The sequence below is a fragment of the Nocardia sp. CA-145437 genome, assembly GCF_050956485.1.
Classification (GTDB): Bacteria; Actinomycetota; Actinomycetes; order Mycobacteriales; family Mycobacteriaceae; genus Nocardia.
On the sequence record NZ_CP191204.1, the window covers coordinates 6,724,060 to 6,750,684 of the forward strand.

Below are 26,625 nucleotides of genomic sequence, written 5' to 3' on the forward strand. Positions count from 1 at the left end.
GCGTCGCAACCGGTTCGTTAGGTGCGATCAGCGGCGAAAAGCCCTGGTGGGGAGGAGAATTGATAGATGAAGGGTGATCGTGTGGAGATCGTCGTCGACACCGGCGACGGGTCTCGGAACTACGAAATCGTGGCCACCAGAGCGGGCCGCCGCATCGAAACCCGCATCGCGCGCGGGATTGTCGAAGTCAGTGAGGTGACCAGAACCGGGGGACCGGTACGCACGGCCCGCTTCATGGCCGGGCGGGTACTCGCCCTGGTCGAGTATCCCGCCGACGACAGCCCCCACCCCGGCGAGTGACGCCCGGCGGCGGTTGCCGATCGCCGTGAGCAGGGGCATTCTCGAAGGTGGCCGCCTGCACGACCCCACCGGCAGAGAGGAGCCAGCGATGATCGATCGAATCGACGCGGTGCCCGAGGCCGACTACGTCGAACAGCACATCGCCGCCTACCCGGCGGACGAGCCCTACCCCGATGCCGACGCCTACCCGGACCGCGACGTGCGCGCCGAGCGGGTCGTCGACTCCGATACCGAGATCACCCCGCTGCCCGCCGACGACAACGGCTGGACCGCGTCCGAGGGTGACCTCGTCGAGCAGGCGATCCCCGTCCCGATGGGGGACGACTGGGACCTGCCCGGCTAGTTCGACACTCCCGCGCGCACGGTGGCGTGCAGTTCCCGCAGGCTCGACCGCTCGGTCGCGACCTCGAGCACACGGATGCCGTGCGCACGCCCGACCAGCTCGTCGGCCAGCTGGGACGGGTCGACCTGGCGGTGCGGAATCCGGTAGGCGGCGCACAACGCCGCCAGATCCATGCCGTGCGGGGTGCCGAAGACCCGCTCGAACACGCCCGCGTACTGCGGGTCGCCCTGTTCGAGCAGTTCGAAGATGCCGCCGCCGTCGTCATTGGCGACCACGATGGTGAGATCCTCCGGCCGCGGCTCGCCGGGGCCGATGAGCAGGCCGGACGCGTCGTGCAGGAAGGTCAGGTCGCCCATCAGCGCGATGGTGCGGCCGGGATGGGTGAGCGCCGCGCCGACCGCCGCCGAGACGGTGCCGTCGATGCCGGCCACACCGCGATTGGACAGCACCCGAATGCCGGGGCGCGGGTGCGCGACCAGGGCCGCGTCGCGGACCGGATTGGACGCGCCGAGCAGCAGCTGGTCGCCGTCGCGCAGGGCGCCGAGCACCACCGCCGCGACGTGCAGACCGGTCGGCTTCGGGTGCCCGGCCAGCTCGGACCGCACCACCGACACGGCCTTCTCGTTCAGCTCCCGGCACAGCTCCAGCCATTCCGGCCGGGGCGCGCCGTGCGTCACCGCGCGGGTGCCGGTGCCCACCACATTGCCGGATACATCGGGCCAGCGCGGGCCCGTGGTCAGCGCGAACACGGTGACCTCCGGGTCGGCGAGGACCTTGGACACCTGCCGGTGCAGGGTCGGCCGGCCGGTGATGATGGCCTGCTTCGGCTTCAGCAGCGGCAGGGCCAGCGGATGCAGGGCCGGGCCGTGCATGGGCGCGGTCGGCTCGGCCACGGTCGGCAGCGCCGCGAGCTCGGGGCGATGGCCCGCGCCGTGGCCGGAGATGACCACGGTGTCCGGGGTCAGGTCGATGTCGAGCGGCACGTCCAGGGTCGCGTATTGGGTTGCGGTCCAGGGCTGTTCGCCGTCCCGGCCGGCGGGCAGCGAGTCGCCGGCGGCCAGGTCCGGGACCAGCGGTTCGCGCAGCGGGATGTCGAAGTGCACGGGCCCGGCATTGCCGGAGCGGGTGCCGCGGGCGGCGGCCAGCACCCGGCACACCGCCGAGCGCCACACGCTGTTCTGCTTCGGGTAGAGCTCGGCGCCGGGCTCGTCCTCGGCCAGTCCGAGGCTGATGGCGGCGCGCACCTGGCTACCGAACAGGCCGAACTGCTCCACCGTCTGATTCGCGCCGGTGCCGAGCATCTCGTAGGGCCGGTTGGCGCTGAGCACGATCAGCGGGACGCGGGCGTAGTTGGCCTCGAGCACAGCGGGCCCGAGATTGGCGACGGCGGTGCCGGAGGTCATGACGACGGGCACCGGGCGGCCGCTCGCCACGGCCAGGCCGACGGCGAGGAATCCGGCGCTGCGCTCGTCGATGCGCATATGCAGCCGGATCTTCCCGGCCTGGTCAGCGGCCTGTAAGGCGAAGGCCAGCGGCGCGTTTCGCGATCCCGGGCACAGGACCACGTCTCGCACTCCGCCGCGCGCGAGCTCGTCGACGACGACGTGCGCCTGTGCTGTCGATGGATTCACGCCTCCAGCCTCTCAGACAGCCCGGCCGGGCGCTGCGTCGGCCCGATCACACCTATACCGAAAAGTTAGGGTTTGCTAACCTAATCGAATGGCGAAGCGCAGCAAGCATGTCAAGCCCGAGCACCGGGAAATCCTCACCGCCGAAGTACTGGCCAGCAAACGGATCAGCCCGCATTTCGTGCGGGTCACCCTGGGCGGACCCGGCCTGACGGGCTTCACCGCCATGGGCTTCGACCAGTGGTTCCGGCTGTTCATGCCGGGCCGCGACGGCGACCTCCGCCTGCCCACCTCGGCCAGCAACCTCGGCTGGTACGCGCAATACCTGATGATGGGCAAGGAACACCGGCCGCTCGCCCGCAACTACACCGTCCGCGACTACCGGGCCGCCGGATTCGGCGAATACGGCAGCACCGCCGAGATCGACATCGACTTCGCCATCCACGGCGACGACACCCCCGCCTCCGCGTGGGCGAACACCGTCACCCCCGGCTGCAAGGCCGGACTGCTGGACGAGGGCATCACCTACCAGGCCCCCGACCACTGCGAGTGGACGCTGCTGGTGGGCGACGAGAGCGCGCTGCCCGGCATCGCCGGCGTGCTGCGCTCACTGCCGCGTGAGGCGAAGGGCGCGGCCTACATCGAGATCCCGTCCGCCGAGGACAAGCAGGAACTGGGCGAGCCCGCGGGCGTCACGGTGAACTGGCTGGTCCGCACCGACGCGCACGGCGAGGTCGGGGTGCTGGCCGCAGAGGCGGTGCGGCAGGCCGAGATTCCCGGCGCCGGCGTCTACGCCTTCGTGGCGGGCGAGCAGAAGCTGGCCGCCGGCGTGCGGCGGCATCTCGCGCAGGAGCGCGCGATCCCGAAGGCGGACATCACCTTCACCGGCTACTGGCGGGTCGGCAAGTCCCAGGGATGAATCGGTCGCGAGTGCCCCCGAACCACCTCGCGGGCATTCGCACACGACCTCGGACGGACCCCGTTCGCGGCCCCTCGCCGGGCCGCGAACCGGTCGGTTGATTAACCAGCGTGACGCTGAACCAGGTCACCCAGACGCGGAAGAGCCTCGGCGACATGCTTCTTCGCCGACGAGCGCATGGAGTTGTAGACCTTGGTCAGCGCCGGACGCGACGAGGCCTCGGCCCGCGCGTCGGTGACCGACAGGAGCGCGTCGGCGACCTCGTCCTGCTTGGACACCAGCAGATCGGCGAACGAACCCGCGCCACCGTTCTGGTACTCGGCCCAGTACGGCTCGAGCTGCTCGACGAACTTGGGCACGAAGGACTCCAGCGCGTCACCCACGATCGAGGGGCTGACCTTCTTGATCGCGGCGTAGCCGCCCTTGACGACGAGGCCCGACGCGCCGCCCTTGTCCGACACCTCCTCGTCCAGAACCTTCTCCGCATCCGCGATGAAGGCGGGACGCTTGGCGTCATCGAGCAGGGATTCAGACAGTGCTGCAACCACTTTCAGGTTCCTCCGGATAGTTTTTCGATGAACGAGCGCACGCAACTATACGCACCGGTGTCCCCGCGCACACGATGCCAATGCGCTGCTACTGCCACAGCAGCAACAGCACTGTAAAGCACCCGCAATCGATTGGCAGCGTTTCACTTTCGGCGACTGTTCCCCGGTCGTTCATTTCCCCACGGGTAACAAGTGACCGCTTTGGCCTTCGGACGGTCCATCGGCTAACGAGCAGCGCCCTTGTCGGATGGCCGAATTCCGCCGCCGCGATTCCGGGTGACCTGCGAAACACCGCGCCGAACTGCGGTGGGTCTTCACCACGGCGAGAACCGGAACAGTATGTTCACTCCCGTGACCTTCAATGCGACGCTGTGGCGGCCCGTTCCGGGATTCGAGAACCTCACCGACATCACGTACCACCGGCACGTCGAGCAGGGCACGGTCCGGATCGCCTTCGATCGCCCCGAAGTCCGCAACGCCTTCCGGCCGCACACCGTCGACGAGCTCTATCGCACCCTCGACCACGCCCGGATGACCTCCGACGTCGGCGCGGTCCTGCTCACCGGGAACGGCCCCAGCCCCAAGGACGGCGGCTGGGCCTTCTGCTCCGGCGGCGACCAGCGCATCCGCGGCCGCAGCGGCTACCAGTACGCCTCCGGCGAGACCGCCGACACCGTGGACGCCGCCCGCGCCGGACGCCTGCACATCCTCGAGGTGCAGCGGCTCATCCGCTTCATGCCCAAGGTGGTCATCGCCCTGGTCAACGGCTGGGCCGCGGGCGGCGGGCACAGCCTGCACGTGGTCTGCGACCTCACCCTGGCCTCCCGCGAGCACGCCCGGTTCAAGCAGACCGACGCCGACGTGGGCAGCTTCGACGGCGGATACGGCAGCGCCTACCTGGCGAAGATGGTGGGACAGAAGTTCGCTCGCGAGATCTTCTTCCTGGGTCGGCCGTACACCGCCGAGGAGATGCACGCCATGGGCGCGGTCAACGCGGTCGTGGATCACGAGCAGCTCGAAGACGTCGCGCTGGAGTGGACGGCCGACATCCTGGGCAAGTCGCCCCAGGCCATCCGGATGCTGAAGTACGCGTTCAACCTTCAGGACGACGGACTGGTCGGTCAGCAGCTCTTCGCGGGCGAGGCGACGCGGCTGGCCTACATGACCGACGAGGCGGTCGAGGGCCGTGACGCGTTCCTCGAGAAGCGCGACCCGGACTGGACGCCGTACCCCTACTACTTCTGACGCTCCGGAACTCGCGGGGCCTTCGCCTCGAACCTTCGGGCGCGGCAAACGACGAGCTGTCATGCTGCACTCATGGAGATACTGAGCAGTCGGGTCATTCTCCGGCCGAGCGATTACGAGCGGACCCTGGCCTTCTATCGGGATGCGCTGGGGCTGGCCATCGCTCGCGAATATCCGGGCGGGACGGTCTTCTTCGCCGGGCAGGGACTGCTCGAGGTGGCCGGGCACGGGCGCGCGGGCGACGCGCCGAGCGGGTTCGCGGGGGCGATCTGGTTGCAGGTGCGTGACTGCGCGGACGCCGCCGCGGAACTCGCGCTGCGCGGGATCGCCATCGACCGCGCGCCCGTGCGCGAACCCTGGGGACTGATCGAGATGTGGCTCCGGGACCCCGACGACGTGCCGCTGGTGCTCGTGGAGATCCCGGCCGATCATCCGATCCGGCGAGACATCCGGGGCGACGACTGAGGCCCGCGGGCCTTAGCACGAAGGTAACTGTGAAACACGTCCGGGGCACCGGTTAACAGACCGTAAAGACCATGACGCAAACTGATCGGTGTGTCTGCCGAACTGCTCGTTCTGCTGATCGTTGTTTGCACAGCCTTGGCGTTCGACTTCACCAACGGATTCCATGACACCGCGAACGCGATGGCTACCTCCATCGCCACCGGGGCGTTGCGGCCGCGTACCGCCGTACTCCTGTCCGGGGCGCTGAATCTCATCGGGGCTTTCCTCAGTGTGGCCGTCGCGGCGACGGTGGCCTCGGGCATCGTCGACCTGTCGGAGGTGAGCGGACGGGCCCTGCTCGACATCGTCTTCGCGGGTCTGGTCGGCGGCATTCTGTGGAATCTGTTCACCTGGCTGTTGGGTTTGCCGTCCAGTTCCTCGCACGCCCTGTTCGGCGGCATCATCGGCTCGACACTGGCCGCCCTGGGCCTGCACGGCGTGATCTGGACCGCGGGCAGCAAAGGCGTCATCGCCAAGATCATCATCCCGGCGGTGCTCTCCCCCGTCGTGGCCGCGCTGGTCGCCTCGGCCGCCTCCTGGCTGGTGTACCGGATCACCAGCGGCAGCAACGAGAAGACCGTGTCCCGCGGTTTCCGCTGGGGACAGATCGGCACCTCGTCGCTGGTCTCGCTCGCGCACGGCACCAATGACGCGCAGAAGACCATGGGCATCATCTTCCTGGCGCTGATCGCGCACGGTTCGGCCAAAGCCACCGATCCGCTGCCGCTGTGGGTCATCGTGTCGTGTGCCGTCGCCATGGCCGCGGGCACCTGCCTGGGCGGCTGGCGCATCATCCGCACCCTGGGCAAGGGCCTGGTCGACATCGCGCCGCCGCAGGGCTTCGCCGCCGAATCCACCAGCGCGGCGATCATTCTCACCTCGGCCCACTTCGGCCTGCCGCTGTCCACCACGCAGGTGGTGACCGGATCCATCCTCGGCTCCGGCATCGGACGGCCCGGCGCGGAGGTGCGCTGGAACGTGCTCGGCCGCATGGTGGTCGCCTGGGTGCTGACGCTGCCGCTGGCCGGTGTGGTCGGCGCGATCTGCTGGGCCGTCCTGCACGGCATCGGTGGCACGGTCGGCGTGCTGGTGGTGTTCGGGCTGCTGATCGCCATGGCCGCGCTGATCTGGTACCGCTCCAAGCGCGCCGTGGTGAACTCGCACAACGTCACCGCCGACTGGGAGGGCGAGCCCGCTCCGGCCGCCCCCGCGGCGCCGGCGCAGCCCCACCGCAATGACGACACCGTCGGAATCGGCTAGGAGACCGCGATGCACACCCTGCTCTCCAACCTCTCCGACCTGTGGCGAGTCGTGCTCGCCGCCATGCTCTTCGGGGCCGGGCTGCCCACCGTCTTCGCCGTCGGCATCCGCTGCCGGGCCCATGTGGACGACGGCGCGACCGGGGTCACCCGCACCGCCGCGCTGGTCGCCTCCACCGTCTGCTTCGCGGTGGTCATGATCGCGGTGGTGGTCGGTGTGCTCTTCATCGCACGCGGCTTCCTCGCCACCCGACTCGGAATTCACCTGCTCGGCGCGTGACGCCGCCTCATCGAAAGGCACGCTCGTGAGTACCCCCGAACAGCCGACCCCGCCCGCCGCCGACCCGGCTCCCGCCGCGCCGCCGCGCCAGAACGTGCTGCAGAAGGTGCTGGACTGGCTCAAAGCCGGATATCCGCAGGGCATCCCGCAGTCCGATTACGTGGCGTTGCTGGCCGTCCTGCACCGGCGGCTCACCGACTACGAAGTGCACCTGGTGGTGGAGCGGCTGGTCCGGGACCGGGTCGCGACCCCGGACATGGATCGCGAGGACATCGAGCGCGCCGACATCGAGGCGGCCATCGCCCGAGTTGCCAAGGAGCAGCCCGGCGAGGACGATATCGCTCGGGTGGCCTCCAGGCTCGCAGCCGGCGGTTGGCCGCTGGCGACACCGACGTCCGACTGACCGCACTAGACGGAATGACACGATCGCGAACGTGAGCAATACCCTCCGAATCCTTCCCATGCCCACCGGCGCAGCGGTGGGCGAAGTATTGCCGCATCTGCGAGAAGCCTTGGAGGGCAACGGCCCGGCCTGGCTGCCCGTTCCCACCGCCGACCGCCGTGAGACCCAGCGCCTGAGTTCCAGCCTGCGGCCCGGCGAGGCCATCGACGAGGAAGTGGCCCTGGTGGTCACCACCTCCGGCACCACCGGAAACCCCAAGGGCGCCATGCTCAGCGCCGCCAATCTGCGGGCCAGCGGCGACGCCACCCACGAGCGCCTGGGCGGTCCCGGACAGTGGCTGCTGGCGCTGCCCACCCATCACATCGCGGGCATCCAGGTGCTGCTGCGCAGCATCCTGGCCGGGACCGAACCGACCGTGCTCGATGTCTCCGGCGGCTTCCTGCCCGAGGCCCTGGTCGGCGCGATCGCCGGCATGCGCGGCCCGCGCCGCTACACCTCCCTGGTCCCCACCCAGCTGATCAAGGCCCTCGACGAGCCCGCCGCCACCGCCGCCCTGGCCGGACTCGACGGCGTGCTGGTCGGCGGGGCCGCCACCCCGAAACCCGTGCTGGACCGCGCCCGCGCCGCGGGCATCACCGTCTTCCGCACCTACGGCATGAGCGAGACCTGCGGCGGGTGTGTGTACGAGGGAGTACCGCTGACGGGCACCGAGGTACGCATCGAGGACGGGCGGGTGCTGCTCGGCGGCGACATGATCGCCCAGGGCTACCGCAATATCCCCGACCACCCCGCCTTCGCCGAACCCGGCTGGTTCCGCACCGAGGACGCGGGATTCGTCGAGGACGGCGTGCTCACCATCACCGGCCGCCTCGACGAGGCCATCATGACCGGCGGGCTGCTGGTCATCCCGCAGGTCGTCGAGGCCGTGCTGATCACCCACCCCGCGGTCTCCGAATGCGTGGTCCTCGGCCTGCCCGACGACCGGCTCGGCCAGCGAGTGGCCACCGCCATCGTCCCAGCTGCCGGGGCCGACGCCCCCACCCTCGACGAACTGCGCGACCACGTGGTCGCCGAACTCGATGCCATCGCCGCCCCGCGCGAGCTGGCGGTGCTCGACGAACTGCCGCTGCGCGGGCCCGGCAAGCCCGACCGCGCCGCGCTCCGCCGGCTCCTGCTGGCCGCCTCCCCCAGCTGACGCTCGATCGATCCGGGCCCGCCCATCCGCCGATGGACGGGCCTTTTCGCTGCTCAGGGCACCCCCGGAACCCCGCGCAAGCGGCCCTTGCGTCGGCTCGCGACGCCCTTGCGTGCGCGTGCAATCGCCATGCAAGCGGGGTGCAAGGCGCGGTCCGCAAGGTGTAGCCATGACTTCTTACACACCTGCTGAGACGCTCGCCATCGAGGCGGACGGCCTGGTCAAGGTCTTCGGGGAGCAGCGGGCCGTCGACGGCGTCAGTCTCGCGGTGCCGCGGGGGGCCGTCTACGGCGTGCTGGGCCCGAACGGCGCCGGCAAGACCACGACCATCCGCATGCTCGCCACCCTGCTCCGCCCGGACGGCGGCAGCGCCCGCATCTTCGGCCGCGACGTGGTGGCCGAACCGACCGCGGTCCGCTCCCTGATCGGCGTGACCGGCCAGTACGCGTCCGTCGACGAAAAGCTCACGGCCACCGAGAATCTGGTGATCTTCTCGCGACTGCTCGGCCTGTCCCGGGCCGAGTCGCGGCGCAAGTCCGCCGAACTGCTCGAGGAATTCGGCCTGACCGAGGCCTCCGACAAGGCGCTGGAGAACTTCTCCGGCGGCATGCGGCGCCGCCTCGACCTGGCCGCCAGCCTGATCGCCCGGCCGCCGCTGCTGTTCCTCGACGAACCGACCACCGGCCTGGACCCGCGCACCCGCGCCCAGATGTGGGACACCATCCGGCGGCTGGTGCGCGACGGCTCCACGGTGCTGCTCACCACGCAGTACCTGGACGAGGCCGATCAGCTCGCCGACCGGATCGCGGTCATCGACCGCGGCAAGGTCATCGCCGACGGCACCTCCGACCAGCTCAAGTCCTCGGTCGGCCTGTCCACCCTGCAACTCACCCTCGCCGACCGCGACCGCATCGACGAGGCCCGGATCCTGGTGGGCGAGTTCCTGTCCCGCGCCGCGGGCCGCGCCGTCGAGGCCACCATCACCCCCGAGGCGGGCCGCGTCACCGCGCCCCTGCCCGACCCCTCCATCACCACCGACGTCCTGATCCGGTTGCGCGAGAACGACATCCGCATCGACGAGATCAATGTCGCCAAGCCCAGCCTGGACGAGGTCTTCTTCGCCCTCACCGGACACGGCGCCGAGGACGAGACCGACAACGACACCGAACGGAGCGCGGCATGACCACGACTCTCACCGCCCCCACCGGGCGGCGCGCGGCCACGGCCGCCCCCATCCCCGAAGTCTCCAACCACATCCCGTTCAAGCAGACCGTGGCGAACTCGCTCACCATGGCCTACCGCGGGATCGTCAAGATCAAGCACAATCCCGAGCAGCTGTTCGACGTCACCGTCCAGCCGATCCTGTTCACCGCCCTGTTCGCCTACATCTTCGGCGGCGCCATCGGCGGCAACGTGCACGACTACCTGCCCATCCTGATCCCCGGCATCCTGGTCCAGACCGTGGTGCTGACCTCCGTCGTCACCGGCACCCAGCTGCGCGAGGACATGGACAAGGGCGTGTTCGACCGCTTCAAATCCCTGCCCATCGCCCGCATCTCGGCGCTGGCCGGCGCGCTCATCGCCGACATGGTCCGCTACGGGCTGGCCACCACGCTGACCATCGGCATGGGCCTGATCCTCGGCTACCGTCCCGCCGGCGGCGTGGCCGGTGTCGTGGTCGCCGGACTGGTCGTGGTGTTCTGCTCCTTCGCGATCAGCTGGATCTGGGCGCTGATCGGCATCACCGGCAAGAGCGCCCCCGCGGTCCAGGGCATGTCCATGATGATCATGTTCCCGCTGACCTTCATGTCCGGCGCCTTCGCCCAGGTGTCCACCATGCCCGGCTGGCTGCAGGGCATCAACAAGGCCAACCCGGTCTACTACATGGTCGAGTCCGCCCGTGAACTGATGAACGGCAACGTCTACAGCGCCAACCTGGCCTGGTCGCTCATCGGCTCGGTCGTGGTCATCCTGGTCTTCGCGCCGCTCGCGGTGCGGGCCTACATGCGCCGCGCCTGACCCGCTCCGAACACACGCCCGCCCACCGGAAACTCCGGTGGGCGGGCGTTTTTCGTGCGTCCGGGATCAGAGCACGCCGTCGAGCTCGCCCAGGAGCTCGATGATGCGCTCGGCAGCCTTGCGGCGGCCCAGCCCCGCGACCGCGTGCAGCGCGGCGTCCAGCCGCTCGTCGCCCAGTGTCGAGCGGTGCAGGTCGAGGTGCCGGGTCCAGCGCATGGACGGATAGTCCTGGCGACCGAAGACCCGCTGCGACAACGCCAGCAGCTCCAGACCGCGATCGACCTCCGAGCCGGTGGCCAGCAGGCAACTGCCGACCGCGCACGCCACCGAACCCAGCTGCGGCAGATCCCAGTACTGGCCCAGCTTGCGGACCGCGATGTCGGTCAACTCGGCGGCCACCCGGCGGACCAGGTCCGCGCGGCCGTGCAGGACATGGGCGTCGATGGTCACCGCGGCCAGGATCATGTCGCCGGGGCCGGGCACGGTGACGCTCGCCGGCCAGTCCAGCAAGGGCAGCACCTGCCGGAACCGGCGTAACCCGGTGTCGGTGTCACCTTCGACGAGTTCGATTTCCGCGAGCGCGGCCGCCACCACGGCCAGCCGGTGATTCGGCTGGGTCACGGGGGCATCGACCGCGGGAATGCCGCCGTAGGAGCCCAGCACCGGCTCCAATGCCCGCCGCGCCGCCGCCGGTTCGCCCGAACCCGCCAGCGCCACAGCCAGATAGCTGCGCATCTCGACGCTCTCGTCCCAGGCCCGGAACTCCTCCATGAGCTCGACGGTCCGGCGGTAGTAGCCGACCGCCGCCGGGTACCGGCCCGACTGGCCGTGCAAGCTGCCCAGGTGCTGGGAGGTCATCGCCGAGTTCCAGATGTCACGATCGGCATTGATGCGCATGGCGGTCTCGGCGTCGCGGATCGAGCCGTACACGATGCCATTGTTCTCACACAGGTTGGCGCGCAACAACAATGCCGTGACCTGGATCTGCTGATCGCTCGACCGCGTGCCGTAGGCCAGTCGCCTGGCCAGCTGCACGGTGGTGTACGACCGCGTCACCAGTTCGCCGAGAAAACGGAACACCGGGCTCATCGGAGCGCCGGAGCTCAGGGTGCGGCGGACCCAACTGCGGACCGTCGCCACCTCGCGCAGCTCGGGATTGCCGAACAGCATGTGCAGGCCCAACATCAGATTGCCCAGCACCTGCAGATCGGTCTCCGCGGTGACCGGCGGGCGGACGCGGGCCGGCACCGTCATGATCCGCCGCGACCAGCTGATCAACTCCATGTGCGCCCCGCGCAGCACCCACAATCCCGCCAGCACCGGGAACACCGTGTGCACCACGGCCGCGTCCCGGCGCTCGACGGCGTGCCGCAGCACCGCGACCAGGTTGTCCTGTTCATCGGACAGGGTCAGCACGGTGGAGATCTGTTCGGGCGATTGATAACCGGCCACCGTCTCCACCGCGAAAGCCCTGGCCCACTCCGACATCCGGTCCATCAGCGGACCGGCCTCACCGGTGAGGGCGAGCTGCTCGTCGCCGAATTCCCGAACCGTTTCCAGCATCCGGTAGCGGGTGCCGCCCTGTTCGTCCTCCAGCACCGTCAGCAGGGACTGGCTCACCAGACCGTCGACCGCAGTGGGGACATCGCCGATCTCGGGTCCGGACAGCACGGTCTCGGCCGCGGCGAGGGTGAACCCCGCAGGAAATCGGCACAGCCGGCGCAGGGCGATGCGCTGCGGCTCGTCGAGCAGGTTCCAGCTCCACTCGATCACCGCGTACAGGGTGCGGTGCCGCTGCGGCGAACTGCGATCGCCGCTGCGCAGCAGGGTGAATCGGTGATCGAGGCGGGAGTCGATCTCCTCCACGCTCATGGTGCGCACCCGCGCCGCCGCCAATTCGATGGCCAGCGGCAGACCGTCCAGGGTGCGGCACAGCCGGGCCACCACCTCCGGGTCCAACCGCACCGACGGCCGCACCGAGCGGGCGCGGGCCTCGAACAGTTCGGTGGCGGGCGAGCCGGCGGAGTCGATTGTCAACGGCGGCAACGGGTAGACGGCCTCGGCCGTGATCTCCAGCGGCGCGCGGCTGGTGGTGAGCACGGTCAGCTGCTCGCTGGCGCCGACGAGGTCGGCCACCAGTTCGGCCACCTGCTCGATCAGGTGCTCGCAGTTGTCGAGTATGAGCAGGGTCGGCCGCACCGCCAGCGCGTCCCGCAGCCGCTGGCCGATATCACGGCGGCGCTGCTGGAGCAGCATGTTCGTCTCCCAGTCGGCGACGCCGAGGGTGGCCGCGATGGCGACTTCGATCTCGGCGCGGGTGTCGGCCGCGCCCGCCGCATCGGCGCGCAGCGAGGCCAACTCCACCAGCGCCACCGCGGTGTCGTGGGACAGGCGCGCGCCCAGCTCATTGGCGACGCGGGTCTTGCCGGTGCCGCCCGGGCCGAGCACCGTGGTCACCCGGGAGGTCCGGACCAGCTGCTCGAGCCGCTCCAGATCGGATTCGCGGCCCAGCAAGGGATTCGGCGCGACCCGCAGGCCGATAGCGGTCTCCCCCACCGGTTCCCGCGCGCCCGCCGCGTGCTGTGCGCCCAGCACCCGGCGCAGGGAACGCACCTGTCCGGCGGTCACGGGCGCGTCGGACAACGGCGCGCCAGGCGAATCCGCCTGTGCGCGAATCGCGATCGGCCCGCCGCCATGGCCGTTCCGGCGAGCGCCCCGAACCGGGTCCGCGGGATCGACGGCCCCACTCGCCGCGGAACCCGGTCCCTCAGGACGACCTTCGCCCGCGTCGCCCTGGCTCGCCGAATAATCCTGACCACCCGGCCCACGCAGGCCTGCCGGATCGCTGTCCGCCACCGGGTAGCCCGGGACCGCGATGATCCTCGTGCCCGCGCCGCCGTGGTCCGGAGTCGCGCTCCTCGGGGCGGCGGGCGCGCCGGGGAGCGGTTCGCCGCGCAGGATGGCGGTGTTCAGCGCCACCAGCGCGGGGCCCGGGTCCGCGCCGAGCTGGTCGACCAGGCGGGTGCGCAGGGTGGCGAAGACGTCGAGGGCCTCGTTGACGCGGCCCGACGTCGCCAGCAGACGCATGAGGGTGGCGTGCGCGGGCTCGTCGAACGGGTCGGCGGCCACGGCGTGCTGGGCCAGTTCGATGGCGGCGGGCAGATCGCCGATCGCCTCGCGGGCGGTCAGTTCCAGGGTGTCCAGGGCGCGGCGGCGGGTCGTGGCCTGAGCGGCCAGGTCCTCGGCGACCGGTCCGGGCGGCAGGTCCGCGCCGGGTTCGCCGCGCCACAGCGCGCGGGCGGCGGCCAGCAGTTCCAGGCAGGCGGCGTGGTCGCCGGCGGTATGGGCTTGGCGGGCTTGCCTTTCGAGAGACCGCGCCAGACTCAGGTCGACCTGGTCGGCGGTCAGCATGAGCCGGTATCCGGCCGGGCCGATCTCGAGCACGCCGTCGGGCAGCGCCGAACGCAGCCGCGAGACCTGGGTGTGCAGGGCGTTCATCGGCGCACGCGGCGGATCCTCACCCCACACCTCGTCGATCAAGGCCTGGGCGCTGCGGCTGCGGCCGGGGTGCACGGCCAGGGCCGCCACCAGCAGCCGGGCCCGGGCTCCGGGTACAGCGGTGAGCGCGCCGTCGCGGCGCAGGGCGATCTCACCCAGCAGTGCCACCAGGATCGAGTCGCCCACATCCGCCACCCGCGCGCTGCCCGCGCCGCTCGAACTGCCTTTTTCCGAATTCATTCCCAACCAATCGTAGGTGAGCGATCCCGCTGCCGCCGGACGCGCCGGGCCGCGAACGCGGGTACCGGCTTACCCGAGCGACCGGACTCGCGGCCACCGGTTTTGCCGAGGGTCGGCCGGCGGCCGGCGGCAGCACCTAGGCTCTGGGCATGGCCGAATTCGACATACAGCGGGAAACGGTCATCAAGGCCGATCCCGCTCAGGTTCAGGCGCTCGTCGACGACTTCCACCAGTGGCGCAAGTGGTCGCCGTGGGAGGACGCCGACCCCGCCATGGAACGCACCTACAGCGGGGCCGACCGCGGTATCGGGGCCCGCTACTTCTGGAACGGCAACCGCAAGGCCGGGCGCGGCGACATGGAGATCACCTCCGCCACCGCCGACGCCATCGGCATCAGACTGCACTTCGAGAAGCCGTTCAAGGCCACCAACCAGGTCACCTTCGAATTCCGCCCGCAGGGTGACACCACCGCCGTGACCTGGCGCATGCGCGGCGAGCAGAACGGCCTCATGGCCCTCGTCGGCAAACTGATGCCGATGGATCGCCTGGTGGGCAAGGACTTCGAGAAGGGCCTGGCCCAGCTCAAGGCCGCCGCCGAGGCCTGAGCCACACCGCCGTCGAACTGGGCGGGCACGGCCCGCGCACCTCGCATTAGGCTGCGGTGCATGGCTACAGCAGCACAGTGGATCGAGGGCGCGCGGCCGCGCACCCTTCCGAACGCCATCGCCCCGGTGCTGGCGGGCACCGGCGCCGCGGCCTCGATCGGCGGGTTCGTGTGGTGGAAAGCGGTGCTGTGCCTGCTGCTTTCGGTGGCGCTCATCATCGGCGTCAACTACGCCAACGACTACTCCGACGGCATTCGCGGCACCGACGACGAGCGGGTCGGCCCGCTGCGGCTGGTCGGCTCCAAGCTCGCGAGTCCGGCCGCGGTGCGCAATGCCGCCATCGCCTGCCTCACGATCGGCGCGATCATCGGGCTGGTGCTGGTGTTCACCACCGCCTGGTGGCTGATCCTGGTCGGCGCGGCCTGCCTGGCCGGGGCGTGGTTCTACACCGGCGGCCGGAACCCGTACGGGTACAGCGGCTTCGGTGAGATCGCGGTGTTCGTGTTCTTCGGCCTGGTGGCGGTGCTGGGCACCGAGTTCGTGCAGGCCGGGCGGGTCGACTGGGCGGGGCTGGTGTGCGCGGTGTCGGTCGGCGCCTTCTCCAGCGCGGTGCTGGTCACCAATAATCTGCGCGACATCCCCACCGACACCGAGTCGGGCAAGCTCACCCTGGCCGTGCGGCTGGGCGACGCCCGCACCCGCACCCTGCACCAGGTGCTGATCCTGGTCCCGTTCCTGGCACTGGCCCTGCTGGCCTGGAGAAGTCCCTGGACCCTGGCCGCGCTGGTCGCGTTGCCGGCGGCGGTGAAGGCCAATGAGCCGGTCCGGTCCGGCGCGAACGGGCCGGGTCTGATTCCCGCCCTCGCCGGGACCGGTCAGGCGATGCTGATCTGGTCGATCGTGGTGGCCGCCGCGCTGGCCATCGGCTGACCCGCGCGGACGGTCCGCGGCGCTCAGTCCTCGTCGGGGACCAGGACGCCGAGCACCCAGTTCACCAGCGAGATGATGATGCCGCCGAGCACCGCGGCCCAGAATCCGTCCACCCGCAGGCCGTACTCCGTGGTCTCGGTGATCTTCGCGGTCAGCCACAGCATGAGCGCGTTGATCACCAGCAGGAACAGGCCCAGCGACACGACGATGAAGGGGAACGAGAGCACCTTCACGATCGGTTTCACGAGTGCGTTCACGATCGCGAACACGACCGTGATGGCCGCGATCACCAGGATCTTGCTCTGGGTGGTGTCTTCGGGGGTCTTGATCTCGATGCCGGTCACCCAGGCGGCGGCCAGCCAGATGGCCACCCCGTTGATCAGCAGACGTATCAGTAGCGTCATGCCCCGATCGTAGGGCGAGATCGGCGCGGCGGCCGGATATCGCGTACCGGCCGGACGGTGGCACCGGTCAGGCCGCGCGATCCAGGTACCCGGTCACCGCGTCCCGCAGGGTGCGGACCGCGTCGTCGTCGCCGAGCAGGCGGCGGGTGACCGGGTTGGGCGCGCGCAGCACGGCCAGCACCATGTGCCCGGCCTCGATGCGGTCGGCCTTGCGGGCCAACGCCTCCCGCAGCGACAGCTCGACGATCTTCTTCGAATCCGAGGTGAAGGGAATGTGGCCGCGCGGGCCGCCTTCCGCCCCCCAGTACTTGCGCCAGCGCGATCCCTCGGGAGGAACGGCCGCCTCGTCGAGGGCGTTCTCGCCGAAGGTCGCCTCGAGGCTCTCCCGGACGGCGTCGAGATCGATGCCGATGGAGCGCAGGGCCTCCGCGTCCTCGGCGCCGAGCGGTTCCCCGGTCCGCTTGCGGGCCAGCGCCTCTCGCACGTCGTCGGCGGTGAGGCCGTGCGCCGCAAGGATTTCCCGCAGGCCGCCGTCGGGGCAGACCAGCAGTCCGAGCAGCATGTGCTCGACCTCGATGGTCGAGGAGCACAGGTCGCGCGCTTCCTCCTGGGCCAGGACGACCGCGGTGCGGGCGGGTTTGGCGAATCGTTCGAACATCAGCGGATACCGCCCTTCCGGTTGTACTTCTGGTGGACCGCCTGCCGGCTGACCTCGAGCGCGTCGGCGATGGCCTGCCAGGACCAGCCCTGCGTGCGGGCATTGGTGACCTGGATGGCCTCGAGTCGCTCGAGCAACCGGCGCAGTGCGAGCACCGCGCGGAGCCCGACCTGAGGGTCGGGGCTGCCGGCGGCGGCCGCCAGAGTCGTTGCTTCACTCATGACTGTCAATTTACGTTGACATCCACGGCGCGTCAACGAAAATTGACACCAGAAAGGGGGCGTTCGCCGTCAGCAGAAGGGGACGAAGGGGGCGTAGTCGCGCACGCAGCCGTCGGTCCAGTCCCACAGCTCGTCCGGGTCGGTCGGGATGCCGTTCTGGAGCCGCAGTCGCCAGCCGCCGGGCACCTTCTCCCACAGATCGCCGTCGCGATCCTTGTAGAGCCCGAACGCGGACGGCTCCCAGGCGTTGATCTTCGTGCCGCCCTGCGTGGTGATGGCGCTGCCGCGCGCCGATGAGATCACCCATGGCCCGAATGTGACATTCACATCTCCGGCCGACCGCGGTTGCTGCCCCAACTCGACTCCCCATTTGTTGTTGTTTCAAACTATTGGAGCAGAACGGACTGCCCGAACCCTCGTCCAGCGGGAACCACACGGGTATCCGTCGGCAACCGCGCGTGTAACTGACGGCCATACAAGTAAGGTCTGCCTAAGTAAATGGATGGAGTACCTACGTTCGGCGAGTACATTCGCCAGCGCCGCACCACCGCGAATCTCACGCGTCCCCAACTGGCCTGGCTGGCCAACCTCTCGGTGCCCTACCTGACCAAGATCGAAGGCGGCGCCAACCCCTCCCGACGGGTCATCGAATCCCTGGCGACCGCGCTCAAACTGACGCCGGTCGACTTCGAGTACGCGCTCGTGCTCGCCGAGGGACCGCTGCCGCGCATCGAACCCGACCTGCCGACCCCGGCCGACCTGGACTACCTGGACCTGTTGAACCCGGGCATCGGCGCGTACGTCAGCGGACTGTGGGACATCCTCGCCGTCAACGCCGCGCACCAGGAGTTCTTCCCGGAACTGGTGGCCGGATCCAACTACCTGGAATGGCTGATCTTCAATCCGATCTCCCGGACCGTCATGGTGAACTGGGACAACGAGGTTCGCATGGCGGTCAGCCGCTTCCGCATGCAGCTGGCCCGCACCTGCGAGGAGGAGCGCGGCGCCCAGATCCTCGACCAGTGCCTGGCCGATCCGGACTTCGCACTGCTGTGGCATTCGGACACGGTCGCGGTCGAGCGCGGGGATCTCACCAAGTTGGTGCGGGATCCGCGCACCCTGGCCATTACCGAGATGCGGATCAATATGTGGCGCACCCAATCCACGTTGCATTCGTGGCTTCTGGTGATGGGCACGGTGGTCGATCGACCCACCGCGGTGACCCGTCCGGTGATGCGGCAGCGCCCCGAAACGTCAAGGGCTATTAACACCTCAGAGGGTGGCGTTACCCCGTCGAGACGCGCGAAAAACGTTGCGCCAGGTAAGGATCCGATGCCCACGACCCCGTTGCAGCAACTCGATAGCAAACTTGCCGATGGGTGACCAACCGATATCGGCCGACCTGTCGTGCCGTGCGAAAACTAGCCCGACCAAGTACCGGTAGCGATGAATTCGGTCAGCACCGCGGTCGGCTCGGCCAAGCTCAGCCCCTGGTCGGCAACCCATACGTCATTGAAATAGGTTCCGGCATAACGGTCTCCGCCGTCACAGAGCAGCGTCACCACACTGCCGGTACGGTTCGCGGCGATCATCTCGGCAATCAGGGCAAAGGCCCCCCACAGATTGGTACCCGTGGAGCCGCCCACGCGTCGGCCCAGCACCGTGCTCGCGTGCCGCGTGGTCGCCACCGAGGCCGCGTCGGGCACCTCGATCATGCAATCCACCACGGTCGGAATGAACGACGGTTCCACCCGCGGCCTGCCGATGCCCTCGATCCGAGACGGCATACCGGTCTGATAACCCAGGTCATCGAGCTCGTAACCGCCATAGAACGCCGAGTTCTCCGGATCCACCACGGCCAGCCGGGTCTCGTGCCGCTTGTAGCGCAGGTAGCGGCCGATGGTCGCGCCGGTACCGCCGGTCCCCGCGCCCACCACCACCCACGCCGGCACGGGATGGGTCTCCAGGGTCATCTGCTGGAAGATGGACTCCGCGATGTTGTTGTTGCCGCGCCAGTCGGTGGCGCGCTCGGCATTGGTGAACTGGTCCATGTAGTGGCCGCCGGTCTCGGCCGCCAATCGCGCCGCCTCGGCATAGATGTCGGAGGCGCGTTCCACCAGGTGACAGCGTCCGCCCTGGGCCTCGATGAGGGCCAGCTTCTCCGGAGACGTCTTCGCCGGGACCACGGCCACGAAGTCCAGGCCCAGCATCTTGGCGAAATAGGCCTCGCTGATCGCGGTCGATCCTGACGAAGCCTCCACCACCGTGGTGCCCTCGGTGACCCAGCCGTTGCAAATGGCGTAGAGGAACAGTGATCTCGCCAGCCGGTGCTTGAGGCTGCCCGTCGGATGGGTGGATTCGTCCTTCAGATACAGCTGAACGCCCCACTCCGGGGGCAGCGGGTAGCGCAGCAAATGCGTGTCCGCGCTGCGCTGGGAGTCCGCGTCGATGAGCCGGACGGCATTGTCCACCCAGGCCCGGGGTGCGCTGCGATCGCAGCGTTTCACTGCTCGCCCTTGCCCTGCAGCCTCGAGCGCAGCTGGTCGCGGTCGGCGCGGCGCTTGGCGTCCACGGCGGCGATGTCCCGGTTCACCTGGGTCCGCAGCTTCTTGAACAGCACCAGCGACAGCGGCATGGCGATGAGCAGCGCGAACAGCAGGGCGACGATGAGGGGAATGGACACCTTCACCGCGGCGGCGACGCCCACGATGATCGCGGTGATGACGGCGACCAGCCCGAGCCGGGCCACCGTGTAGAGGGCCAGATTGCGCGCCAGGCTACGGCCCGCACCGTCGGGTCGGGTTGCTTCACTCACGCGGTCCAGACTAGGGGACGGCGGATCGGGAAACGGCCGCGACCCTCGTCCGCCCAGGTCAGACAGGCCAACCGGTCTGTATGTCGCTGGCCGTTCGCTACAGCGCGGCCAAACGTGACCGTAAACACATAACGGATATCCGTTTTGTCTATTACTTCCTCTTTACCAAAGCGAGACCGTTCGAACACCCAGGGGGTGCAGTGCAACGATGTCGCTACTGATGAGGGATCTGTCGAAACGGAAAGGTTTGCGAATGACTGCGTTCACCGCGGCGAGCCGCGCATTGGGTTCCGTCACCGGTCAGGACACCCTGCTCACCCCAGGCCAAGTCGCTGCCATGTTCCATGTCGATCCGAAGACCGTGACCCGGTGGGCTCACGCGGGTCGGCTCGGCTCCCTGCGGACTCCGGGCGGTCACCGCCGGTTCCGGGAGTCCGAAGTTCTGCAACTCCTGCGGTCCCTCACCACCGAGGCCCGCGTGTAGCACCGATATTCACGGATTACCGCCCGCTTCACGTGCCGCGGGTACGCGCTCGGATTACCCTCGAAGTCAGGAGGTGAGCGACGTGGCGTACCTGTTGGCACTCATCGCGGTAGTGACCGTCGCGATGCTGTGCTGGAAGGCCTTCGGACCCCAGCGATCGGCCGGCACCGGCCCAGCACCCGCTCGGCGCAACCGCGTTATCGGTCCCGAAGACGATCCGGATTTCCTCGCCAAGCTCTCCCGGGAGCATCGCGACGGCGAATCCACCTGATTTACCGAAGTTCCGCCAATGAAGTAGCCATAGCGATATATGTGACCGTCCCCCGTGGAACCGCTTCGGCGCAGCCCACGGGGGATCGTCGTTTTTTTCCTGGTCTGGTCCGCGCCCGACGCGCGCATACTGGGGCAGTCCGGTTCCACAGCGGGGCCCATCCGGAGGTGCCTGATGGAGCGTGAACAGAACCTGTCGCAGGACGCCCGGCGCAAAGCCGGGGACGAACGAGCCGCCGCACGGCGGGCCGAGCGACACGGGCAACTATCGGACATGCACCTGATCCGTGAGGAATCGGGCGCGGACTACGAGCCGCTGACTCGGGGTCAGGTGCGTATGACCGACGTCGAACTAGGCGAGTACGAGCACGGCTGAGCAAACCCTCAGTGGCTGAGGGCGTCCTCCTCCGCCTTGCGGCGCAGGTTCTCGGCCACCTCGGCCTCCCAGGCCTCGTTCGCCTTGGTGGTGTCGACCTCGAACTCGAAGCGCTGCACCGACTTCGGGTCGATGTCGGCGACGTCCACGTAGAACTGGTCGTACCAACGGCGCAGCTGGTAGACCGGGCCGTCCTCCTCGGTCAGCAGCGGGTTCTCGATCTTGGACTTGTGCTTCCAGATCTCGACGTCCTGCAGGAAGCCGTCGCCGATGCCCTTGGTCATCTTCTTGGCGATCTTGTCCGCCTGGGCGTCGTCCACACCCTGCGGCTTGCGCACCGACATGCCGTACTGCAGCACGAACGCGTCCTGCGAGATCGGGTAGTGGCAGTTGATCAGCACGGTCTCGAGCTCGAAGCCGCTGTAGTTGTTGACCAGCGGATTGACCATGTACGACGGGCCGAAGTACGAGGCCACCGACTTCAGGGTGGAGTCGCCGCCGTACTGGGTGGCCATGCCCTTGTCCGGGCGGGCCGTGGAGTCCAGGTACTGGGTCGCGATGTGGCCCTCGAAGACGTTCTTGAAGTACGTCGGGTACGCGTAGTGGATGTAGAAGAAGTGGGCCATGTCGACCACGTTGTCGATGATCTCGCGGCAGTTGGAGCCCTCGATGATCATGGACTCCCAGGTCCAGTCGGTCCAGCCGTCCCCGATCGTCTCCAGGCCGTTGCCCTCGGCGTCGGTGAACGGACCCTCGATGTAGGGGATGGTCACCTCGTCGGTGGGCGGGTTGCCCTCGTGGTCGTGCCACACGAACAGTTGTCCGTTGCGCTCCAAGGTGATCCACGAGCGCGTGCGCGCCAGCGGCGGCACCCGGCGGGCATACGGGATGCCGGTGCACTTGCCGTTGCCGCCCCAGCGCCAGTCGTGGAACGGGCACGCGATGGAGTCGCCCTTGACCTCACCCATGCTCAGATCGCCGCCGAGGTGACGGCAGTACGAGTCGAGCACGTGCAGTTCGTTCTTGCTGTCGGCGAAGATCACCAGCTTGGTCCCGAAGGCCGAAACCTGGTGCGGCTTACCGTCGCGGAACGCGCCGGCCAGTCCGAGGCAGTGCCATCCCCGCGCGTACCGCGTCGGCGCCTCGCCCACATCGATCTCGCGCACCTTGCGAACCCGGCCCTCCGGCGTCACTGCCATCTCGAGCACCCCTTCACTAAAACTAGAACATGTTCTAATCACTGTCGCTTAATACCGTACAGCGCAACAGCACTCAGGGGTAGTGCCAGCACGAAGAAGGCCCCGGCACGGATGTGCCGGGGCCTTCGAGAACAGCTGGATCAGTTCAGTCCGGCATACGAGTGCAGGCCGCTGACCACGATGTTGATGATGAAGAGGTTGAAGAGCATGGCCACGAAACCGGCGATGTTGATCCAGGCGGCCTTGGTGTCGCGCCAGCCGGAGGTGGCGCGGGCGTGCAGGTAGGCGGCGTAGAGAACCCACGCGATGAAGGAGCAGGTCTCCTTCGGGTCCCAGCCCCAGAAGCGGCCCCAGGCGGCCTCGGCCCAGATCGCGCCCAGGATGACGCCCGCGCCGAAGATGGGGAAGCCGATGATGGTGGTGCGGTAGGCCAGACGGTCCAGGAGCTGGGCGTCGGGGAGGCGGCGGGCCAGCTGGCCCCAGATGTTGTCGGCCTCCGCGCCTGCGGGCTGCCAGATGCGGAACAGGAACAGCAGGCTCGCGATACCCGAGACCAGGAAGACGCCCGAACCGATCGAGATCACGGTGACGTGGATCGGGAGCCAGTAGGACTTCAGGGCGGGGACGACGGGAGCCGCGTCCACGTGCAGCTTGGTGCCCGCCAGGAACAGCAGGATCAGGACCGGGGTCAGCAGGAACGACCACATGCCGCGGTAGCGCTGGTCGTTCAGCAGGACCAGGCCGAGCAGGACCGCGGCGGCACAGGCCATCGAGATGAACTCGAACATATTGCCCAGCGGGAAACGGTGGGTCGCGAAGCCGCGCAAGACGATCGAGGCCACGTGCACGCCGAAGCCGACGAACAGGACCGCGAAGCCCATGTTGCCGAGACGCTCGGAGAACGGGCGACCGGCGCCGCGCGACTCCACCTTGCCGGGCACGTTCGGCGCGGGCGGCTCGGCGACCGGTTCGGAACCGCCACCGGCGGTGACCAATTCGCGGGTGGTGGTCGGCACCGTGCGAGTGAGGGCGAACTGCCAGACCAGCATGATCCAGACCAGCGCGTAGATCACGATGGCCGATTTGAATCCGAGATCGCTGTAGGAGGCGAGATTCTCGTCGATCGGCATTACTTCTCTCCCGTCAGCAGCCGCTCACGCAGGCGGTCGAACTCGCCGCCCCAGCCGGCCTGGTCGGTGCGGGCCAAACCACCCATTTCTACTACGGTACGTCGTACACCGTCGGACGCCTCGCCGGGGTACACCCGCAACCAGATGCGACGGCGCTTCACCAGCAGCGACACCAACAGGCCCGCCATCATGGTCAATGCCGTCACCAGCACCCACTGCTGCGCCGGATCGTGCGAGACCTGCAGGTTCACGAACTCTTCCGCGCCGTCGAAGGTCACCTTGGTGCCATCGGACAGGGTCGAAGTCTCCCCCGGCTTCAGGTTCACCCGCTGTTCCTTCACCAGCCGGCCCTGCTTGATCATCTCCGGATCCAACGCGAACAGCGACTGCGCGCGGCCGGTGTCCAGACCGGTGTCGCCCTTGTAGATGTCGATGGCCACCGCGGGATCGTTCATCGCCGGATACCGGGAGGTGAGCAGCTGGCCGTGCATGAGCGCGGTCGGCGCGAACAAGCCCTGGATCGCCACCTGATGCTTGCGGCGCTCCTCCTCGCTCGGATACATGCCGCCCGGCGGGTCGATGCGCAGCACGCCCGAGGACAGGAAGGTGGTGGCGTCGTCCGGCTTCCACTGGATGGCCTCGGTGCGGGTCTGCCCGTTCGGGAAGGTCACCGTGAACTTGGGCGCGAAACCGTGGCCCTGCAGGTACACCCGGTCCCCGGCGACGCGCAGCGGATGGTTCACCTGGATGGTGGTGTCGTTCCACTGTCCGGAGGCCAGGTCGGCGCCGGTCTGGTACTGGATGTTCGAGGTGAACATCGCCGCCTGACCGTTCTTCAGGTAGTCGGCCTTGAAGTCCTTGACCCGCACGCACATCGGGGTCAGCCCGGTGCCGTCGTTGACATTGCCCGCGCGGAACGAGTCGAACACCGCGGGCGAGGTGGTGCAGAAGCCGGGGCCGTCATTGGCGAGCACCACGACATTGCCCTCGTAGCCGAACAGCTTGCCGATCGCGATCGCCGCCAGCAGGCCCACCAGCGCGAGGTGGAAGACCAGGTTGCCGAGTTCGCGGGTGTAGCCCTTCTCCGCGGACAGGGTCAGCTCCCCGTCCCGATCGCCCGGCTGCACCACCGCGCGCCAGCCCCGCATCTGGCCGCGGGCCCGGTCCAGCACCTGCTCCGGGGTCTCCGCGTCGGTGCCGGACCAGTGGTGCGGCAGGCGGGACAGGTTGCGCGGGGCCTTGGTCAGCGGCGCGCGCAAGGCCCGGTAGTGGTCCACGCAGCGCGGCAGGATGCAACCCACCAGCGAGACGAACAGCAGCACGTAGACGGCCGTGAACCAGAAGCTGGAGAACACGTCGAACAGCTGCAACCGGTCCATCCACGGACCCAGGGTCGCGCGATTGCGGATGTAGTCGTCGACCTTGCCCGCGTTGAGACTGCGCTGCGGCAGCAGCGCGCCCGGAATGGCGGCCAGGGCCAGCAGGAACAGCAGCATGAGCGCGGTGCGCATGCTGGTCAGGCCGCGCCAGGTGTTGCGGAGCAGACCGAAGCCGCGGCGCAGCGGCGACTGACGCGGCGGACGGGCGAGGGCGCTGGGGGTTTCGATGGTGGCAGTCATGTCAGATCGGCAGGGTCACATTCGAGACGAAGGCGTCGCGGACCCAGGAGACGAACACGTCCCACGATCCGGTCACCAGGGCGATGCCGACGGCCACCAACAGCAGCCCGCCGGTCACCTGGATGGTGCGGGAATTACGGCGCAGCCAGCCGACGGCCCGCAGCGCGGTCGCCGAACCGAAGGCCAGGACGATGAACGGCAGCCCCAGGCCGAGGCAGTACGCCACGATCAGCGCCACGCCGCGCACCGCGGTAGTGCCCTCGGTGCCCGCCGACACCGCCATCACACCCGACAGCGTCGGGCCGAGGCATGGGGTCCAGCCGAGCGCGAACACCGCGCCCAGCAGCGGGGCCCCGACGATGCCGGTGAAACGGCGCGGCTCCATGCGGGTGTCGCGCTGCAGCATCGGGATCAGGCCGATGAAGGCCAGACCCATCACGATGGTCACCACGCCGCCGACCCGTTGCAGCAGTTCACGATTGAGGGTCAGCGCCTGCATGGTGCCGAACACGGTGGTGGCGGCCAGCACGAACACGACGGTGAAGCCCGCCACGAACAGCGCCGCCGCGCCCGCCACGCGCAGGCGCGCCGAATTGCGGCCCGCCACCGCGGTCTTCGCGCTCCGCGCCGACTCCACCGTCACCGGCGGGGCCTCCGCGCCGACCACGCCCGCCAGATACGACAGGTAGCCGGGAACCAAGGGCACCACGCACGGCGAGGCGAACGACACCAGGCCCGCCAGCAGGCACGCGCCCAGCGCGAGCAGCAGCGGTCCGGAGGCGGCGGTCTGCTGGAACGAATCCCCCACGCTCGCCAGGTAGGTCACGTGATTCACTGCTCGGCCGCCAGTCGATCCACCACCGGCCGCAGGTCCTCGGCCAGCAGGCTGCGCAAGAACACCGCCGCCACCCGATGCTGCTTGTCCAGCACGATGGTGGTGGGGATGACGCTGGTCGGGAACTTGCCGCCGAGCGCGAGCAGGCTGCGCATGGCCGGGTCGTAGACGGAGGGGTAACCGACCTTGTTGTCGGTCACGAAATCCTGGGCCTTGTCCTTCTGGTTGTCGCGCACGTTGATACCCAGGAAGGCGACGCCATTGTCCTTGGTCGCCTCGTAAACCTGTTCCAGCGCACCGACTTCCGCGCGGCACGGGCCACACCACTGGCCCCAGATGTTGAGCACCACGACCTTGCCGGGGAAATCGTCCACCGACGTGGTCTTGCCGTCGTGCATCAGATCCGGGCCGGACAGCTTGCCGATGGTGCCGCGCGCGGACGGCGGATCGTAGAAGATCTCCGTCTTGCCGCCCGGCGAGACGAAATCGAAGGTGCCGCCCTGGGCCACCGCGTCCTTGCCCGCCGTCGTGCACCCGGTGAGCAGGGCCACCACGGTCAGCCCCGCCAGCAGGCCCGCCACCCGCCGCAGCGGGTGACGGACGAACGCGGGCCGGGACGCGATGGCGCGGCTCATGCTGCGCCCTCCAGGCATGAGCGAGGGGCCTGCGTGGTTACGCACGCGACCGCCTCCGGGCCT

At 69.0% G+C, this 26,625-nt stretch carries 31 protein-coding genes; 17 read left to right on the top strand and 14 right to left on the bottom strand.

Annotated features, from left to right (window positions below):
• Positions 1-66: 66 nt before the first annotated feature.
• Together ACQPYY_RS31035 and ACQPYY_RS31040 are read left to right on the top strand one after the other, a co-directional pair.
• On the top strand, positions 67-300 hold the full coding sequence (locus ACQPYY_RS31035) for a hypothetical protein (protein WP_379092279.1): 234 nt from the start codon (positions 67-69) through the stop codon (positions 298-300).
• Between the two features lie 88 nt (positions 301-388).
• On the top strand, positions 389-643 hold the full coding sequence (locus tag ACQPYY_RS31040) for a hypothetical protein (protein ID WP_379092276.1): 255 nt from the start codon (positions 389-391) through the stop codon (positions 641-643).
• On the opposite strand, the gene menD is transcribed toward ACQPYY_RS31040, so the two are convergent.
• On the bottom strand, positions 640-2,274 hold the full coding sequence (menD, locus tag ACQPYY_RS31045) for a 2-succinyl-5-enolpyruvyl-6-hydroxy-3-cyclohexene-1-carboxylic-acid synthase (protein WP_433591952.1): 1,635 nt from the start codon (positions 2,272-2,274) through the stop codon (positions 640-642). The two genes, ACQPYY_RS31040 and menD, sit on opposite strands and share 4 nt — an antisense overlap.
• Positions 2,275-2,362: 88 nt before the next feature.
• Here menD and ACQPYY_RS31050 point away from each other — a divergent pair, with 88 nt between their 5' ends.
• Positions 2,363-3,190 (top strand): siderophore-interacting protein, encoded by an 828-nt coding sequence (locus ACQPYY_RS31050; RefSeq protein WP_379092270.1) that lies wholly within the window; start codon positions 2,363-2,365, stop codon positions 3,188-3,190.
• A 101-nt stretch (positions 3,191-3,291) separates the two neighbouring features.
• On the opposite strand, the gene ACQPYY_RS31055 is transcribed toward ACQPYY_RS31050, so the two are convergent.
• Positions 3,292-3,738 carry a DUF6918 family protein gene (locus tag ACQPYY_RS31055; protein WP_379092267.1) on the bottom strand — a complete coding sequence of 149 codons (447 nt, stop codon included), beginning with the start codon at positions 3,736-3,738 and terminating at the stop codon, positions 3,292-3,294.
• A 351-nt stretch (positions 3,739-4,089) separates the two neighbouring features.
• Here ACQPYY_RS31055 and ACQPYY_RS31060 point away from each other — a divergent pair, with 351 nt between their 5' ends.
• The 8 genes from ACQPYY_RS31060 to ACQPYY_RS31095 all read left to right on the top strand — a co-directional run bounded on the left by ACQPYY_RS31060 (position 4,090) and on the right by ACQPYY_RS31095 (position 10,643).
• Positions 4,090-4,983 carry a 1,4-dihydroxy-2-naphthoyl-CoA synthase gene (locus ACQPYY_RS31060; protein WP_379092264.1) on the top strand — a complete coding sequence of 298 codons (894 nt, stop codon included), beginning with the start codon at positions 4,090-4,092 and terminating at the stop codon, positions 4,981-4,983.
• 72 nt (positions 4,984-5,055) lie between these two features.
• A complete protein-coding gene (locus tag ACQPYY_RS31065; protein ID WP_433591953.1) occupies positions 5,056-5,448 on the top strand; it encodes a VOC family protein in 393 nt (130 codons plus the stop codon).
• A 90-nt stretch (positions 5,449-5,538) separates the two neighbouring features.
• A complete protein-coding gene (locus tag ACQPYY_RS31070; protein ID WP_379092258.1) occupies positions 5,539-6,747 on the top strand; it encodes an inorganic phosphate transporter in 1,209 nt (402 codons plus the stop codon).
• 9 nt (positions 6,748-6,756) lie between these two features.
• Complete coding sequence (locus ACQPYY_RS31075) at positions 6,757-7,026, top strand: hypothetical protein (RefSeq protein ID WP_379092255.1); 270 nt, start codon at positions 6,757-6,759, stop codon at positions 7,024-7,026.
• Between the two features lie 94 nt (positions 7,027-7,120).
• Positions 7,121-7,429, top strand: a complete 309-nt coding sequence (locus tag ACQPYY_RS31080; RefSeq protein ID WP_433594772.1) for a DUF3349 domain-containing protein — start codon at positions 7,121-7,123, stop codon at positions 7,427-7,429.
• A gap of 58 nt (positions 7,430-7,487) precedes the next feature.
• Entirely contained in the window at positions 7,488-8,624 is a 1,137-nt protein-coding gene (gene menE / locus ACQPYY_RS31085) for an o-succinylbenzoate--CoA ligase (protein ID WP_433594773.1), read from the top strand.
• A 169-nt stretch (positions 8,625-8,793) separates the two neighbouring features.
• Complete coding sequence (locus ACQPYY_RS31090; RefSeq protein WP_379092249.1) at positions 8,794-9,807, top strand: ATP-binding cassette domain-containing protein; 1,014 nt, start codon at positions 8,794-8,796, stop codon at positions 9,805-9,807.
• Entirely contained in the window at positions 9,804-10,643 is an 840-nt protein-coding gene (locus tag ACQPYY_RS31095) for an ABC transporter permease (RefSeq protein ID WP_433591954.1), read from the top strand. The genes ACQPYY_RS31090 and ACQPYY_RS31095 overlap by 4 nt, the downstream gene beginning before the upstream one ends.
• Positions 10,644-10,709: 66 nt before the next feature.
• Here the strand turns inward: ACQPYY_RS31095 and ACQPYY_RS31100 are convergent, their stop codons facing one another.
• Positions 10,710-14,381 (bottom strand): AfsR/SARP family transcriptional regulator, encoded by a 3,672-nt coding sequence (locus ACQPYY_RS31100; RefSeq protein WP_433591955.1) that lies wholly within the window; start codon positions 14,379-14,381, stop codon positions 10,710-10,712.
• A 149-nt stretch (positions 14,382-14,530) separates the two neighbouring features.
• Between ACQPYY_RS31100 and ACQPYY_RS31105 the strand changes: the two genes are divergently transcribed.
• Both ACQPYY_RS31105 and ACQPYY_RS31110 read left to right on the top strand, forming a co-directional pair.
• Positions 14,531-14,986 carry an SRPBCC family protein gene (locus ACQPYY_RS31105; RefSeq protein ID WP_379092240.1) on the top strand — a complete coding sequence of 152 codons (456 nt, stop codon included), beginning with the start codon at positions 14,531-14,533 and terminating at the stop codon, positions 14,984-14,986.
• A 60-nt stretch (positions 14,987-15,046) separates the two neighbouring features.
• Positions 15,047-15,916, top strand: coding sequence for a 1,4-dihydroxy-2-naphthoate polyprenyltransferase (locus tag ACQPYY_RS31110; protein ID WP_379092238.1), 870 nt, complete (start codon positions 15,047-15,049; stop codon positions 15,914-15,916).
• Between the two features lie 23 nt (positions 15,917-15,939).
• On the opposite strand, the gene ACQPYY_RS31115 is transcribed toward ACQPYY_RS31110, so the two are convergent.
• The 4 genes from ACQPYY_RS31115 to ACQPYY_RS31130 form a co-directional block, all read right to left on the bottom strand.
• The gene (locus tag ACQPYY_RS31115; protein WP_357281832.1) at positions 15,940-16,320 is read right to left on the bottom strand and encodes a phage holin family protein; all 381 of its coding nucleotides are present in this window, start codon (positions 16,318-16,320) and stop codon (positions 15,940-15,942) included.
• Positions 16,321-16,387: 67 nt separating this feature from the next.
• Positions 16,388-16,978, bottom strand: coding sequence for a Clp protease N-terminal domain-containing protein (locus ACQPYY_RS31120; RefSeq protein WP_387302247.1), 591 nt, complete (start codon positions 16,976-16,978; stop codon positions 16,388-16,390).
• Entirely contained in the window at positions 16,978-17,199 is a 222-nt protein-coding gene (locus ACQPYY_RS31125) for a helix-turn-helix domain-containing protein (RefSeq protein ID WP_147207290.1), read from the bottom strand. The genes ACQPYY_RS31120 and ACQPYY_RS31125 overlap by 1 nt, the downstream gene beginning before the upstream one ends.
• Before the next feature lie 69 nt (positions 17,200-17,268).
• Positions 17,269-17,502, bottom strand: coding sequence for a hypothetical protein (locus tag ACQPYY_RS31130; protein ID WP_433591956.1), 234 nt, complete (start codon positions 17,500-17,502; stop codon positions 17,269-17,271).
• 195 nt (positions 17,503-17,697) lie between these two features.
• Here ACQPYY_RS31130 and ACQPYY_RS31135 point away from each other — a divergent pair, with 195 nt between their 5' ends.
• Positions 17,698-18,582, top strand: a complete 885-nt coding sequence (locus tag ACQPYY_RS31135) for a helix-turn-helix domain-containing protein (protein ID WP_433591957.1) — start codon at positions 17,698-17,700, stop codon at positions 18,580-18,582.
• A 38-nt stretch (positions 18,583-18,620) separates the two neighbouring features.
• On the opposite strand, the gene ACQPYY_RS31140 is transcribed toward ACQPYY_RS31135, so the two are convergent.
• Together ACQPYY_RS31140 and ACQPYY_RS31145 are read right to left on the bottom strand one after the other, a co-directional pair.
• A complete protein-coding gene (locus ACQPYY_RS31140) occupies positions 18,621-19,706 on the bottom strand; it encodes a PLP-dependent cysteine synthase family protein (RefSeq protein WP_379092226.1) in 1,086 nt (361 codons plus the stop codon).
• Positions 19,703-20,014: a DUF4229 domain-containing protein gene (locus ACQPYY_RS31145; protein WP_357091000.1), complete on the bottom strand. Its 312-nt coding sequence runs from the start codon at positions 20,012-20,014 to the stop codon at positions 19,703-19,705. Before ACQPYY_RS31145 ends, ACQPYY_RS31140 begins: the two co-directional genes overlap by 4 nt.
• A gap of 253 nt (positions 20,015-20,267) precedes the next feature.
• Here ACQPYY_RS31145 and ACQPYY_RS31150 point away from each other — a divergent pair, with 253 nt between their 5' ends.
• From ACQPYY_RS31150 to ACQPYY_RS31160, 3 genes are all read left to right on the top strand, one after another.
• The gene (locus tag ACQPYY_RS31150) at positions 20,268-20,498 is read left to right on the top strand and encodes a BldC family transcriptional regulator (RefSeq protein ID WP_213559159.1); all 231 of its coding nucleotides are present in this window, start codon (positions 20,268-20,270) and stop codon (positions 20,496-20,498) included.
• 82 nt (positions 20,499-20,580) lie between these two features.
• Entirely contained in the window at positions 20,581-20,769 is a 189-nt protein-coding gene (locus ACQPYY_RS31155; protein WP_357281842.1) for a hypothetical protein, read from the top strand.
• A gap of 174 nt (positions 20,770-20,943) precedes the next feature.
• The gene (locus ACQPYY_RS31160) at positions 20,944-21,144 is read left to right on the top strand and encodes a hypothetical protein (RefSeq protein ID WP_357281844.1); all 201 of its coding nucleotides are present in this window, start codon (positions 20,944-20,946) and stop codon (positions 21,142-21,144) included.
• An 8-nt stretch (positions 21,145-21,152) separates the two neighbouring features.
• On the opposite strand, the gene ACQPYY_RS31165 is transcribed toward ACQPYY_RS31160, so the two are convergent.
• From ACQPYY_RS31165 to ACQPYY_RS31185, 5 genes are all read right to left on the bottom strand, one after another.
• Positions 21,153-22,343, bottom strand: coding sequence for a Rieske 2Fe-2S domain-containing protein (locus tag ACQPYY_RS31165; protein WP_433591958.1), 1,191 nt, complete (start codon positions 22,341-22,343; stop codon positions 21,153-21,155).
• Between the two features lie 140 nt (positions 22,344-22,483).
• Entirely contained in the window at positions 22,484-23,473 is a 990-nt protein-coding gene (gene ccsB, locus ACQPYY_RS31170; RefSeq protein WP_379092215.1) for a c-type cytochrome biogenesis protein CcsB, read from the bottom strand.
• Positions 23,473-25,092: a cytochrome c biogenesis protein ResB gene (resB, locus tag ACQPYY_RS31175; protein ID WP_433591959.1), complete on the bottom strand. Its 1,620-nt coding sequence runs from the start codon at positions 25,090-25,092 to the stop codon at positions 23,473-23,475. Before resB ends, ccsB begins: the two co-directional genes overlap by 1 nt.
• Before the next feature lies 1 nt (position 25,093).
• Entirely contained in the window at positions 25,094-25,918 is an 825-nt protein-coding gene (locus ACQPYY_RS31180) for a cytochrome c biogenesis CcdA family protein (RefSeq protein ID WP_433591960.1), read from the bottom strand.
• Between the two features lie 5 nt (positions 25,919-25,923).
• On the bottom strand, positions 25,924-26,562 hold the full coding sequence (locus tag ACQPYY_RS31185; RefSeq protein WP_433591961.1) for a TlpA family protein disulfide reductase: 639 nt from the start codon (positions 26,560-26,562) through the stop codon (positions 25,924-25,926).
• Positions 26,563-26,625 lie beyond the last annotated feature (63 nt).